General features: G+C 73.5%; 11 protein-coding genes. 9 read left to right on the forward strand and 2 right to left on the reverse strand.

The annotated features are described in order from the left end of the window. A partial coding sequence (locus tag ETD83_RS32395; RefSeq protein WP_138649015.1) for a cytochrome P450 occupies nucleotides 1–1,195 on the reverse strand: 1,195 nt, incomplete at its 3' end. A gap of 25 nt (nucleotides 1,196–1,220) precedes the next feature. On the opposite strand from ETD83_RS32395, the gene ETD83_RS32400 reads away from it, so the two are divergent. Next, nucleotides 1,221–1,619, forward strand: coding sequence for a PaaI family thioesterase (locus ETD83_RS32400; RefSeq protein ID WP_205718008.1), 399 nt, complete (start codon nucleotides 1,221–1,223; stop codon nucleotides 1,617–1,619). Between the two features lies 1 nt (nucleotide 1,620). Then, a complete protein-coding gene (locus tag ETD83_RS32405; protein ID WP_138649017.1) occupies nucleotides 1,621–2,313 on the forward strand; it encodes a dienelactone hydrolase family protein in 693 nt (230 codons plus the stop codon). Here ETD83_RS32405 and ETD83_RS32410 read toward each other — a convergent pair. After that, a complete protein-coding gene (locus ETD83_RS32410; RefSeq protein ID WP_138649018.1) occupies nucleotides 2,270–5,035 on the reverse strand; it encodes an ATP-binding protein in 2,766 nt (921 codons plus the stop codon). The two genes, ETD83_RS32405 and ETD83_RS32410, sit on opposite strands and share 44 nt — an antisense overlap. A 107-nt stretch (nucleotides 5,036–5,142) precedes the next feature. Here ETD83_RS32410 and ETD83_RS32415 point away from each other — a divergent pair, with 107 nt between their 5' ends. The 7 genes from ETD83_RS32415 to ETD83_RS32445 all read left to right on the forward strand — a co-directional run bounded on the left by ETD83_RS32415 (nucleotide 5,143) and on the right by ETD83_RS32445 (nucleotide 12,748). Beyond that, entirely contained in the window at nucleotides 5,143–6,216 is a 1,074-nt protein-coding gene (locus ETD83_RS32415) for an alkene reductase (RefSeq protein ID WP_138649019.1), read from the forward strand. Between the two features lie 91 nt (nucleotides 6,217–6,307). Then, complete coding sequence (locus tag ETD83_RS32420) at nucleotides 6,308–6,976, forward strand: hypothetical protein (protein WP_230421336.1); 669 nt, start codon at nucleotides 6,308–6,310, stop codon at nucleotides 6,974–6,976. Between the two features lie 17 nt (nucleotides 6,977–6,993). Next, the gene (locus ETD83_RS32425; RefSeq protein WP_138649020.1) at nucleotides 6,994–7,239 is read left to right on the forward strand and encodes a BON domain-containing protein; all 246 of its coding nucleotides are present in this window, start codon (nucleotides 6,994–6,996) and stop codon (nucleotides 7,237–7,239) included. Then, nucleotides 7,236–8,021 (forward strand): metallophosphoesterase family protein, encoded by a 786-nt coding sequence (locus ETD83_RS32430; RefSeq protein ID WP_138649021.1) that lies wholly within the window; start codon nucleotides 7,236–7,238, stop codon nucleotides 8,019–8,021. Before ETD83_RS32425 ends, ETD83_RS32430 begins: the two co-directional genes overlap by 4 nt. A 10-nt stretch (nucleotides 8,022–8,031) precedes the next feature. Next, nucleotides 8,032–8,805: an SDR family NAD(P)-dependent oxidoreductase gene (locus tag ETD83_RS32435; protein WP_138649022.1), complete on the forward strand. Its 774-nt coding sequence runs from the start codon at nucleotides 8,032–8,034 to the stop codon at nucleotides 8,803–8,805. Nucleotides 8,806–8,812: 7 nt separating this feature from the next. Then, nucleotides 8,813–9,625 (forward strand): crotonase/enoyl-CoA hydratase family protein, encoded by an 813-nt coding sequence (locus ETD83_RS32440; RefSeq protein ID WP_138649023.1) that lies wholly within the window; start codon nucleotides 8,813–8,815, stop codon nucleotides 9,623–9,625. 300 nt (nucleotides 9,626–9,925) lie between these two features. Further along, nucleotides 9,926–12,748, forward strand: a complete 2,823-nt coding sequence (locus tag ETD83_RS32445) for an AAA family ATPase (RefSeq protein WP_205718009.1) — start codon at nucleotides 9,926–9,928, stop codon at nucleotides 12,746–12,748. Nucleotides 12,749–13,143: the final 395 nt, after the last annotated feature.

Here is a 13,143-nt window from a genome sequence, read left to right on the forward strand (position 1 = left end):
GTGTCTTAGGGTCTCGTGGGCTCGGAGATGGGTATAAGAGACAGCGGGCGAGGTGGGCGCCCAGGCAGAAGTGGGGGCCGAAGCCGAAGCTGACGTGGTCGTTGGGGGTGCGGGTGATGTCGAAGCGGTCGGGGTCGGGGAAGGCGGTCTCGTCGCGGTTGGCGGAGGCGTGGTAGACGACGACCTTGTCGCCCGGGGAGATTTCTTGGCCGCCGAGGGTGAGGGGCCTTGTGGCGGTGCGGCGGAAGTCCATGACCGGGGGCCAGTAGCGGAGCATCTCTTCGATGGCCGTTGGGAGCAGGGACGGGTCGGCGCGGAGGCGGGCCAGTTCGGACGGGTGGTCGAGGAGGGTGAGGAGCCCGCCGGGGATGCCGTTGCGGAGGGTCTCGTTCCCGGCGACGGCGAAGAGGAAGAACATGTTCTCGAACTCTTGGGTGGTGAGGCCGCCTTCGAGCATGCGGGACATCATGTCGTCCGACGGGCGGAGCCGCTTCTCGGCGGCCAGAGCGTGGGCGTAGGCGAACATGTCGGCCAGGGCCGTGTAGGAACGCGGGTTGATGGGGCGGCCGTCGGGATGGGTCATCGTGGTGGGGCGGTGTTGCAGGGCCTTGCGGGCCATGGGGGTCATCGAGGCGGGGTCGGAGGAGATGGCCGCGTACTCGTCGTCCTGGTAGCCGATGACGCGGGACGCCCAGTCGTAGAGGAGGCGGCGGTCGGCGTCGGGGACGCCCATGATGTGGGCGAGCGTCCAGACGGGGAGGTCCGCGGCGAGTTCGACGAAGTCTGTTTCCTCGTTGAGGGCCGACGTTATGAGGGTTCGGGCTCTGGTGTTGATGGTTTCTTCCAGGGCGCGGACGGCGCGGGGGGTGAACGCGGCCGCGACGATGCGGCGGAGGCGGGAGTGGTCGGGCGGGTCCTGGTTGAGCATCATCGCGCGGACGAACGCGAGGTCCTCGGGCGTGTCGGGGTCGCGGATCTGGGTGGCGCCGAGGTTCGAGGAGAAGAGGTCCGGGGAGCGCAGGACGTGCTTGACGTCGGCGTGCCGGAAGACCGCCCAGTAGCCGGGTCCGGCGGGCCAGGGGCCGACGGCCGGTTCGGGGACGCGGGTGACCGGGGAGTCGGTGCGCAGTTTCCTGAACGTGTCGTAGGGGACCCCGGACGCGTAGGTGGACGGCAGGAAGATCTCCTCGTGCATGCCCTCAGCGTGCATCATGTCGGGTGTGACGGTGAAGCCCGACGAAATTCTGCGCGACAACTTCGCGCCCTGGGTACTTGAGCTGGGGCTGGTGCCCGAGGAGGTGGGGGAGGACGGAGCCGTGCTGCGGCTGCCGTGGTCGGACAGGCTCGCGAGGGAAGGCGGCGCGCTGTCGGGGCAGGCGCTGATGGCTGCGGCCGACACGGCGGTGGTGATCGCCGTGTCGGCGGCGAAGGGCGCGTTCGTGCCGATGACGACGGTGCAGCTCAGCACGTCGTTCCAGCGGCCCGTGGTGGGACGGGACGTGTTGGTGCGGGCGCGGCTCACCAAGCTGGGGCGGACGCTGGCGTTCGCGGAGATCGACATGACCGCCGATTCCAAGATCGTCGCGCATGCGACGGCGGTTTACGCGATCATCGGGTGATATGACGCGAATCGAGAGGGTCGTTGTTCCGGACGGTGAGTTCGACCTGCATGTGTGGGGTCAGGAAGGGCCCGGGATCCTGCTCGTCCAGGAGGTCTTCGGGGTCGGCGAGTATCTGCGGGCGGTCGCCGAGGACCTGGCGGCGCTCGGGTATGTCGTGGCCGCGCCCGACCTGTTCTGGCGGATCGAGCCGGGCTGGACGGTCGTCCACGACGAGGAGGCGCTCCCCAAGGGGATGTCGATGGTCTCCCAGTTCGACTGGGCTAAGGGCGTGGAGGACGCGGCGGCGGCGCTGGGTGTGCTGAAGGGGCTGCCCGGTGTGGGCAAGGTCGGTGTCCTGGGGTTCTGTTTCGGCGGGACGGTCGCGTACCTGCTGGCCGCCAGGGCGGAGATCGATGCCCTGGTGTCGTTCTACGGGTCGGGTGTGCCGGACGCGCTGGACCAGATCGACGGCATCGGGGCTCCGGCGCAGTTCCATTTCGGCGGGGCCGACGAGTACATCCCCCGCGAGGACGTCGCCAAAGTGGAACGTGCCGTGGAGGGGCGGGACGGCATGGAGATCCACGTCCAGGAGGACGGCGGGCACGCGTTCCACAATCGGAAGGCGCCGATGTTCTACCAGCCGGAGCCGGCGGAGCGGGCGTGGCGGCTCACCGAGGAATTCCTTGCCCGGACGCTGCCGCGACGTTCGTGACCGCGAGCCGGGACAGTTCCTTCCGGGACGAGATGCCGAGCTTGGGATACGCCTTGTAGAGGTGGTATTCGACCGTCCGCGGGCTGAGGAAGAGCTGTGCGGCTATCTCGCGGCTGCTCGTCCCTGAGGCCGCCAGCCGGACGACCTGAAGCTCCTGCGGCGTGAGGCGGTCGAGGAGGTCGGGGGCGGTGGGCGCGGCAGTGCCTGATTCGCCGGTGGCACGGAGCTCGGCGCGCGCGCGTTCCAGCCAGGGTGTGGCGCGGAGGCGCTCGAAGATTTCCATGGCCGAGCGGAGCGGGACGCGCGCGTCGGAGCGGCGGCGGGCCCGGCGCAGCCACTCGCCGTAGAGAAGCTCTGTGCGGGCCCGCTCGAACGGTCGCATCGACTGGTCGTGTAGCCGGATTGCACGTGCGTAGGGTTCTTCGCTGTCGTCCAATAGGGCTTCGCAGTGCAGGGCTACTGCGAGGGCCCAGGGCTGCCCACCTGCCTCAGCCCAGGTGCGGAACCGTGCGAAGGCCGGGCGGGCCAGATCGGGCTGCCCGGACCGTACGGCGGCCTCGACCTGGTCGGCGGCGGACAGCAGGCTGCCCGTGCTGTACCGGCGGGGTCCGTGGGCGATCTCGTCCAGGCGGCGCAGCGCGTCGTCGTAGCGGCCGAGGCCGAGGTCGAGGAGGGCGAGCGCGCTGTCGGCGAGGCCGCCGTGCGGTGGCGGGGCGCCGGCGATCAGCTCGCGGAGCCGGGACTCGTCGCCCTCGATCGCCGCGATCCGGGACAGGACCGCGCCGAGGCGTCCCTCGCGGTGCGGGCGCCCCGTGTCGCGGGCCAGCGCGATCGCCTCGGCGACGGTGGCCTCCGCGTCCGCGTGCAGCCCGGCGGCGATCTGCGCCTGGGCCAGCGTCTGCAGGACGTTCGGCAGCGCGCCGATCAGGCCGTGCCGGCGGGAGTGCGCGACCTCGGCGGCGGCCAGGTCCAGGGCGGCCTCGTCCGCGCCGATGACCAGCGCGAGCTGCGCGCCCAGCACGCGATCGCCGCGGGCGTTCTCGACGCTCTGGCGGGGGCCGGGCAGCGCGCCGGCGGCCCCGCCTCCTCCGCGCGTCTCGTCGATCAGCTCGGCCAGCAGGGGGACGCCTCGCGCGTGGTCGCCGCCCGCCAGGGCCGCGAGGCCCTGGACCGTACGGTCGCCGGGGAGCAGTTCCGCGGCGCGCAGGACGGCGGGCAGCTCGCCGGACGTCCACCCGTACACCGCGCCCGTTCGGAGCATCGCGGCGTGGTCGCCGGGCGCCGCGTCGGCGGCGTGGTCGACCAGCATGCGCGCGGCGGCGCGCGGGTCGCCGCGCTCGTACTCGACCATGGCGTGGACGCGGGCGAGCCGTGCCCGTTCGGCCGGGTCGCGGGTGAGCTTCTCCGCCTGGACGGCGAGGTCCTCGGCCTCGTCCAGGCGCCCGGCCTGGAGGGTGAGGGACGCGGCGGCGCCGAGCCGCGCGGCGCGGGCGTCCGGGTCGGGCGTCAGGTCCGCCGCCTGCCGGTAGAGGGACGCCGCCGTCGCGTGCGCCATGCGGCCGCGGGCGCGTTCCGCCGCGTCCCGCAGGTCGGCGGCGACGTCCTCGTCAGGACCCAGGGCGGCGGACGCGCGGTGCCGGGCGCGGCAGTCGAGGTCGTCGGCCGTGTCGGCGAGCGCCTGGTGGACGGCGACGCGCCGCGCGGCGACGGCGCCGTGGTACGAGGCCGCCCTGATCAGCGGGTGGCGGAACTCGATGGTGCGCCCGGTGACCTTCACCAGCCGGGCGCGTTCGGCCGCCTCCAGGTCGGCGAGGCTCACGCCGAGGGCGCGGGCCGCGCCCAGCTGGCTCGGCATGTGCCCGCGCCCTTCGGCCGCCGCGATCAGCAGCATCGTCCGGGTGCTCTCGGGGAGGCGGCCGATCTGGTCGCGGAACGAGCCGAGCACCCGGTCCGCGACCGGCAGCGGATCAGGGCCGTCCGGCCGGAAGGACCCGGTCGCGCCCAGCTCCTGCAGGGCGAGGGGGTTGCCCGCCGCCTCCCGGACGACCCGGGCGCGGACCGCGGGCGCGAGGTCGCGGGACGCGACGAGCCGTTCGGCGGCGTCGCGGTCCAGGCGGTCGAGGCGCAGCTCGGGCAGGCCCGTGCCGGTGAACGCGTCGTCCCGCGCGGCGAACAGCATCACGACGCCCTCGGCCGCCAGCCGCCGCGCCGCGAACAGCAGCGCCTCGGCGGTCGCGGAGTCGAGCCATTGCGCGTCGTCGACGAGGCACAGCAGCGGGCCGCTCCCGTCGGGGAAGTCGGCGAGGTCGGCGAGGAGTGTGAGGACGGCGAAGCCGGTCGTGAACGGGTCCCGCCCGGATGCGGGGCCGGGGCCCCCGTCCAGCCGTTCGAGGGCGGAGCGCAGCGCGGCGGCCTGCGGGGGCGGGAGGACGTCCAGCCGGTCCCGGACGGGCCACAGCAGCTGGGTGAGGCCCGCGAACGCGATGCCCGACTCCGCCTCCACGCCCGTGACCCGCAGGACGCGCGACGCCCCGTCCGGCGGTGGCCCGTCCGGCGGCAGCGGCTCGGCGGCCTCAGCGAGCAGCGCCGTTTCAGCGAGCAGGGCCGACTTGCCGATGCCGGCCTCTCCGCGCAGCACGAGCGCACCGCTGCGGCGGTGATCGCGCGCGTCCGCGAGCAGCGAGGTGATCCGTGCCTGTTCGTCGTTCCGCCCGTAGAGCACAGATCCAAACTACGGGGCGAACTACCGAATCCATACGGATTCGCCCCGCGGCGACGGCTCCTACGTTCTTGACCAGCGATAACACACCTGAGGGCTAGGAGAACGCCATGCGAGAACTGTTCGAGCCGTTGTCGGCGGGAAAGCTGGAACTGTCCAATCGTCTGGTGATGGCGCCGATGACCCGCAGCCGGGCGGTCGAGGACGGCAAGGTGACCGATGTGACCGCCGAGTACTACCGGCAGCGCGCCACCGCCGGGTTGATCATCACCGAGGGGACGCAGCCCAGCGTCCGGGGCCAGGGCTACATCTGGACGCCCGGCCTGCATTCCGATGACCAGGTGGAGGCGTGGCGGCCGGTGACGGGCGCGGTGCATGCCGCGGGCGGACGGATCTTCGCCCAGCTGATGCACGCCGGGCGTGTCGGGCATCCCGTCCTGTACCCGGACGGCGGGCTGCCGCTCGGGCCGTCCCCGATCGCGTCCGGCGAGCGGCTCTTCACCCCGGACGGGTTGCTCGACCACCCCGTGCCCCGCGAGATGACCCTGGACGACATCGCCCAGGCCACAGCGGAGTTCGCCGCCTCGGCGCGCAACGCGATCGACGCCGGGTTCGACGGCGTCGAGCTGCACGGCGCGAACGGCTACCTGATCCAGCAGTTCCTCGCCGACGGCAGCAACACCCGTACCGACGCCTACGGCGGGACGCCCGGGAACCGCACCAGGTTCGCCGTCGAGGTCGCGCGGGCCGTGTCCGACGCGATCGGGCCCGACCGCGTCGGCTTCCGCGTGTCGCCGGGCGGCAACGCCAACGGCGTCAGCGAGAGCGACACCCCCGAGCTTTATTCGGCGCTGGTCGCGTCGCTCGCCCCGCTCGGGCTCGCCTACCTGCACATCATGGAGGTCGGTGACCGCGCCATGACCCGGCGGATCCGCGCCGAATGGCCGGGCACGCTGATCCTCAACCCGCACCCGACCCCCGATTCCTTCCCCGCCACGCCCGAATACGGCGCCGCGGCCCTGCGGGACGGCGTCGCGGACGCGGTCTCGTTCGCCGAGATGTGGCTCGCCAACCCGGACCTTCCCGCCCGCATCCGCGCCGGTGGCCCCTACAACGACGCCGACCCGGCGACCTTCTACGGCGGCGACCACCGCGGCTACACCGACTACCCGACGCTCGACTGAGGCGACCGAACGGAACGAGCTGAGGGCATGACCCGCGCGTCCCCGGGTACCGCCAACCGGAACGGCAGTCGACCCAGGGACGCGTGGGGCTGTGCAGACGGAACCCAAGGTCAGGGGCCCCGGGTCCGGTACCGCGAGTCCGGGCCCCGGCTCGGGCGGCGGCTCGGACGGTGCGGCGGCCGGCGGCTCGGGCGGCGGTCCGGGCGGCGACGCGGGCGGCCTGCTGCCGAGCCTGAAACGCGCGGCCGCCGCCCTCCGCGACGCCGGGCTCGGGTACGCGCTCGCCGGCGGGTGCGCCGCCTACGCCCGCGGCGCCGCGATGTCGACCCACGACGTCGACTTCGTGGTCCGGGAATGGGACGTCCCGGCGGCGCTGGACGCGCTCGCCGGCGCGGGCATGACGCATCTGAAGAGCCCCGAGAACTGGCTGGAGAAGGCGTGCGACGGCGAGCACCTGATCGACCTGATCCATACGCCCTCCGGCCGTCCGGTGGACGGGAACCTGCTCGACCGGGCCGAGGTGATGCCGGTCGGGGCGGTGCGCATGCCGGTCCTGCCCGCGACCGATCTGGTGGTCATGCGGCTGCTGGCGTTCGCCGAGACCGCCTGCGACTTCAGCGGGTTCCTGCACGTGAGCCGGGCGCTGCGGGAGCAGGTCGACTGGCGGCTGGTCGCCGCCGAGACCGCGGAGTCCCCGTACGCCTACGCCTTTCTGACGCTGCTCGCCCGGCTCGGCGTCATCGGGGAGGACGTGCTGTGACGGGAAGGGAGCGGGACATGACCGAGCCGCCGGAGTACCTGTCCGCGCACATCCAGGAGCGGGTCGCGGCCGAGGCGCACGAGCTGGGCATCCGTGTGGACGTCAGCGGCGACGTGGTGCGGCTGCGCGGTGAGGTGGTGAGCGAGGAGCAGCGCCGGGAGGTCGAGGCGACCGCCCGGGACGCCGCCGGCGGCCGCGAGATCAGCAACGAGCTGCACGTCGTCGCGGTCACCGAGCCGGACGGCGAGGAGCGGCTGTCATGATCCACGTGGCCGCGGCGGGGGACCTGCACGTCGGGCCCGAGACGGCCGGGACGTACCGGGCGCACCTGACCGGGCTCGCCGCCCACGCGGACGTGTTCCTCGTCGCGGGCGACCTGACCCGGCACGGGACGGTCGAGGAGGGCCGTGTCGCGGCGGGCGAGCTGCGTGACGTGGGGGTTCCGGTGGTCGCCGTCCTCGGCAACCACGACTACCACTCCGACGCCGAGGACGAGATCGCGGACGTGCTGCGCGACGCGGGCGTCACCGTCCTGGAAGGCGACGGGACGGTCCTGGACTGCGGCGGGACGAGGCTCGGCATCGCCGGCGGCAAAGGCTTCGGCGGCGGGTTCGAGGGCCGCTGCGCCAGCGATTTCGGCGAGCCGGAGATGAAGGCGTTCGTCGGGCACACCAAGGACTTCGCCGGACGGCTCCGCACCGCCCTCCTGGACCTGGACGCCGACATGATCGTCAGCCTGACGCACTACGCGCCCGCCGAGGGCACCCTCGAAGGGGAGCCGCCGGAGATCTACCCGTTCCTCGGCAGCTACCTGCTGGGGGAGGCGATCGACGCGTCCGGCGCGGACCTCGCGATCCACGGGCACGCGCACAAGGGAACCGAGAAGGGCCTCACGTCCGGCGGGGTGCGGGTGCGGAACGTGGCGCTGCCGGTGATCCAGCACGCCTACGCCCTGTACCGCCTGGACGTCCCGGAGGGCCGGGTGGAGGGCACGGCGCCGCGTCTGGGTACCATCACCCCGAACCACATTCGGTCCCACACGTGAGGTGCTGCTTATGGACCTGAACGGAGTTTCCGCCGTCGTATCCGGGGGCGCGAGCGGCCTCGGTGAGGCCACCGTCCGCGCGCTGGCCGCCGAAGGCGCCAAGGTCGTCGTCGCCGACCTGAACGAGGACAGGGGCAAGGCGGTCGCGGACGAGATCGGCGGCGTCTTCGTCAAGACGGACGTGTCGGACGAGGAGCAGGTCCAGGCCGCCGTGCAGGCCGCCGTCGACACCGGCGCGCCGCTGCGCGTGATCGTCAACAGCGCCGGCATCGGCTGGGCGTCCCGGACGGTGAACCGCGACGGCAGCCCGCATGACCTCGGCCAGTACGAGACCGTCATCCGGGTCAACCTGATCGGCACCTTCAACCTGATGCGGATCGGCGCCGCCGCCATCGCCAGGACCGAGCCCGCGGACGCGGACGGCGCCCGCGGCGTGGTGATCAACACCGCGTCCGTCGCCGGGATCGAGGGGCAGACCGGGCAGGTCGCGTACTCGGCGTCCAAGGGCGGGATCATCGGGATGACGCTGCCCGCCGCCCGCGACCTCGCGGCGATCGGCGTCCGGGTGAACACGATCTGCCCCGGCATCATCGACACCCCGATCTACGGCCAGGGCGAGGCCGCGGAGGAGTTCAAGGCCAAGCTCGCCGCGCCCGTCCCGTTCCCGAAGCGGATGGGCCGGGCGTCGGAGTTCGCGCACCTCGTCAAGTCCCTGATCGAGAACGACTACATGAACGGCGAGACCATCCGCTTCGACGGCGGCATCCGCTTCCAGCCCAAGTGAGGCCCGAATGTCCGATGCTGTTCTGACCGAGGGGGGACGACCCCCCACGCCCCCCGGCAACGACACCGTGCTGACCGAGGTAGATGGTGGCGTTTTCGTCATCACGATCAACCGCCCGGAGGCGCGCAACGCGCTCAACGGCGCGGCTGGACGCGGGATCGCGGACGCCGTGGACGAGCTCGACTCCCGCAAGGACCTGTCCGTCGGCATCCTGACCGGCGCGGGCGGCACGTTCTGCTCCGGCATGGACCTCAAGGCGTTCCTCGCCGGTGAGACCCCCGTCGTCGAGGGACGCGGGTTCGCGGGCATCACCGAGCGCCCGCCGGACAAGCCGCTGATCGCCGCGATCGAGGGCTACGCGCTGGCGGGCGGCTGCGAGCTGGCGCTGTCCTGCGACATGATCGTCGCGGCCCGGGACGCGCAGTTCGGGCTGCCCGAGCCGAAGCGCGGCCTGGTCGCGGCGGGCGGCGGCCTGCTGCGGCTGCCGCGGCGGATTCCGTTCCACATCGCCATGGAGATCGCCCTCACCGGCGACAAGTACCCGGCGGAACGGATGGCGGAGGTCGGCCTCGTCAACCGGCTCACCGAGCCGGGCGGCGCGCTCGCCGCGGCGAAGGAGCTGGCCCTGAGGATCGCCGAGAACGCGCCGCTGGCGCTCACGGCGACGAAGAAGGTGGTCAACGGGTCCGGGGACTGGACGTCCGAGGAGATGTGGCAGAAGCAGCAGGAGATCACCCTGCCGGTCTTCGTGTCCAAGGACGCCCAGGAGGGCCCGGCCGCCTTCGCCGAGAAGCGCAAGCCGAACTGGACGGGCGAGTGACCGGCCGACCAGCGGCCGGGTAGCGGCACCTGCCCAAGACGCCAGATCATGACGCCCGGAACCCACCGGTTCCGGGCGTCATCGCGTTCTCATCGCGTCCTCCGGCCGCGCGCGGAGGCCGGACCTGGTGTTTCGCGGAACCGCCCGGTTCGGGGGCGGACCGCCGGCGGGCCTCGTCGTTGTGAGTGCCCCCGCGCGGTGGTTATTGTCGAGGCGGCGTCCGAATCCTCCGGAAGGGAGCGAGTCATGGACGTCGGTGCCGCGCCGTCGGCGGGTCGGAAGGGAGCACCTCCCTCGCTGGTGGGGCGCTCGGCACTGCTCGCCTCGATCGAGGCCCGGCTCGCCGCGAACGGCAGCGTCGTGCTGACCGGACCCAGCGGCATCGGCAAGACGGCGCTGCTCGAGGCCGTCGGCGATGCGGCGGCCGCGCGCGGCGAACTCGTCCTGCGGGTCGCCGGGACGGAGACCGAGCGGTGGGTGCCCTGCTCGGGGCTCGCAGAGCTGCTCGACCAGCTCCCCGAGACCCTCACCGCCGAGCTTCCCCGGGAGCGGCTGACCGGGCTTCCCGCGCCGCATCCGGCCGCGGCCAACGAGCGGGCCCTCGGCCGGTCGTTCGCGGACCGGTCCGGCATGGACCACGTCGCCTGCCGGCTGGCGTTCCGCGGGCTGCTCGCGCGGTGCGCAGGGGAACGTCCGGTGCTGCTGCTCGTGGACGACGCCCAGTGGGTGGACGCGGAGTCCGTCCACGCCGTCCGGTACGCGGTCCAGCGGGTCGGGTCCCGCGGAGTGCGCGCCGTCGTCGCCGGGCCCTGGCCGGACGGTCTCGCCCCGGGCGACGGAGGCAGCACGCCCTGGGCTCCCGCTCCCGACGCGCTGCACCTGCCCGTCCCGCCGCTCGGGCCGGACGAGCTGGCCGAGATGTTCGACAGCTACGGGCTTCCCGTCCGGGTCGTGAACACGCTGCATTCCGACTCCGGCGGCAACCCGTACCTCGCGCTGGCGCTCGGCGGCGCGTTCACCGACCGCATCCCGCGGCACTGGCGGCCCGCGCCGCTGCCGCAGCGCGTCCAGGCCGTGATCGCCGAGCGGCTGGCGCGGCTGCCGGCGCAGGCGCACGAGACGCTGCTGATGGCCGCGCTCGCGATCCGTCCGACGACCGACCTGCTGTGCCGGGCCGGACGCGCCGAGGCCGCGCGCGACATCAGGCGCGCCGCCGTCCTGGGCCTGCTGATCACCGAAGGCGGCGGCATCCGGTTCACGCCGCCGGCGGTCGGCACCGTTCTCGCCGAGTCCGCCGACGCGCAGCATCTGGCGCGGGTGCACCGGGCGCTGGCCGCCGTGGTGCCGGACGCGGCCGGACGCGCCCGCCATCGCGCCCTCGCCGACCCCGGCCCGAACGCCGAGCTCGCGCATTCGCTGGTCACGGCGGCGGAGCAGGCCGTCCGCCAGGGTTCGCACCGGATGGCCGCCGAGCTGTACCGGCTGGCCGCCGACCGGTCTCCGGCCGATCCGGCGGCCGAGCGGCTGGAGTGGCTGGTCGCGGCGGCGGAGACGGGCGCGAACGGCGGGCTGCCCGATCTGGTGCACCGGGCCGCCGAGGCCGTCCTCGCCGCCGACGCGACCCGCGCCCAGCGGGTGCGGGCCAGGCTCGCCCTGCTCGACCTGTCGGGCCAGGGCCTCGCGGAGATGGGCGAGGTTTTCGCCGCCGCGCTCGTCGACGCGGGCGGCGACCCGGCGCTGCTCGGCCCGCTGCGCGTGCGGATGGCGCTGGGCGCTCTGCTGAACGGCGCTTCCGGGCTCGCCGAGCAGGAGGCCAGCGGCGCGCTTGCGCACGCGCGGGAAGCGGGTGACATGGCGATGGAGGCCAAGGCTCTGGCCCTGCGCGCGAACATCTCGCTGATCGAAGGACGGGACGACTACGTCCACGACCTGGAACTCGCTGAGCGCCTGCCCGAGCCGCCGCTGGACGGCCAGATGCACACCACGCCCCGCTATATCGCCGCCTACTGCGCCATCGCCGAGGACAGGCTGACCGAAGCGCGCGCGGAGCTGTTGCGGATGCTGGCCTTGGTGGAGCGCGGCTCCGGCGAGGAGGTCGTGCACGTCCTGCGCAACCTGTCCGAGGTCGCCGCCCGTACGGGCCGCTGCCGGGAGGCGTTGGACTTCGCGGACCGCGCCATGCGCATCGCGGAGCAGGCCGCGCTCAGCCCGGGCCCGGCCTGGTACCCGGGCGCGCTGGCGGAGCTGGCGGGCGGCAGCATCCACCGCGCCATGTCCCTCGCGGAGCGGGGCCTGCGCGCGTCCGAGCAGGAGAACGACCTCATCTTCCAGAGCCGCCTGCTGCACGTGCTGGGCGTCGCCCGCATGCGCATCGGTGACGTTCGCGCGGGCGTCGACACGTTGCTGCGCATCGACGCCCTCAGCTCCGCCCCGGACGAGCAGAGACGCGGCATGCGCTGCCCGAGGGTCCTGCGCTGGCACGGCGATCTCGCCCAAGGGCTGGTGGCCCTCGGTGAGGTCGAGCGTGCCGAGGAGGTGGTCCGCGCGGCCCGTGCCGTGATCGGTGACCGGGCGCGGGGCGCCGGCGTCACCGGCCTGCTCGACCGGGCGGAGGCGTGCGTGCTCGCCGCGCGCGGCGAACCGGACGATGCCGTCGCGCTCCTGCGGCAGGCCGCGGTGCTGTTCGAGCGGCTCGGCCAGCCCCTGGAAATGGGGCACTGCCTGCTCGAACAGGCCAGGATCGAACGCCGCCGGCGGCGTGCCGGGGCCGCCCGGAAGGCGGCGGCCGACGCCCTGGAGATCTTCCTGCGGTGCGGCGCTCGGCCCTGGGCCGAGCAGGCGCGGCACCGTCTGGCTCGCCTGGACATGGGCCTGCAGGACGCCTCCGCCCCCTTCGGCGCGGTGGCGCAGGCGGCGCTGACGGAGGGCGAGCGGCGCATCGCGGTGCTCGTCGGCCAGGGCGCCACCAACCAGCAGGTGGCGAACCGGCTGTTCCTCAGCGTGAAGACCGTCGAGGCGTCCCTCACCCGCATCTACCGGAAGCTGGGCATCCGCTCCCGGTCGCAGCTCGGCTCCCTCCTCGGCGGCGGCCTGGACGGCCCCGGCGCCACCCTCTCCCGCTAGCCCGCCCTGATTCCCCCGCTGGTGCCGTCTGATTCCGAAAGGCGGCAGTGTTCCCTGTCAGGACGCCCTTGTCCATCCCTAAGGGATGTAGGGATTTCCCTTGCGCTGGAACCGATCTCCCTACGGACGCGGCCTGGCGCGAACTTTGCGGTGACATGCACACAAATGCATGCGATCGTTCCGGGGTTAACCATTCTCCGGCTCCGGAGCTCCCCGGGGCGCGACGCGCGCCCGGTGGAGCGAGCCCCCCTTCGGCCGTCCCAGCACGGCCGGCAGACAAGGAGCACCGCGTGAGATCCACACCCCCCAGGCGCGCCCGCAGGCGCGTCACCACGAGCACCGCGCTGGTCGGCGTCGCCGCCGTCGCGGTGCTCGGCCTGCAGGCGGTACCCGCC

Origin of the sequence: Actinomadura soli, assembly GCF_005889715.1 — a bacterium.
Taxonomy (GTDB): domain Bacteria; phylum Actinomycetota; class Actinomycetes; order Streptosporangiales; family Streptosporangiaceae; genus Spirillospora; species Spirillospora soli.

Coding starts and splice junctions, on each gene's coding strand:
- ETD83_RS32405 (WP_138649017.1), top strand. CDS start 1,621: ATGACGCGAATCGAGAGGGTCGTTGTTCCGGACGGTGAGTTCGACCTG.
- ETD83_RS32415 (WP_138649019.1), top strand. CDS start 5,143: ATGCGAGAACTGTTCGAGCCGTTGTCGGCGGGAAAGCTGGAACTGTCC.
- ETD83_RS32425 (WP_138649020.1), top strand. CDS start 6,994: ATGACCGAGCCGCCGGAGTACCTGTCCGCGCACATCCAGGAGCGGGTC.
- ETD83_RS32430 (WP_138649021.1), top strand. CDS start 7,236: ATGATCCACGTGGCCGCGGCGGGGGACCTGCACGTCGGGCCCGAGACG.
- ETD83_RS32435 (WP_138649022.1), top strand. CDS start 8,032: ATGGACCTGAACGGAGTTTCCGCCGTCGTATCCGGGGGCGCGAGCGGC.
- ETD83_RS32440 (WP_138649023.1), top strand. CDS start 8,813: ATGTCCGATGCTGTTCTGACCGAGGGGGGACGACCCCCCACGCCCCCC.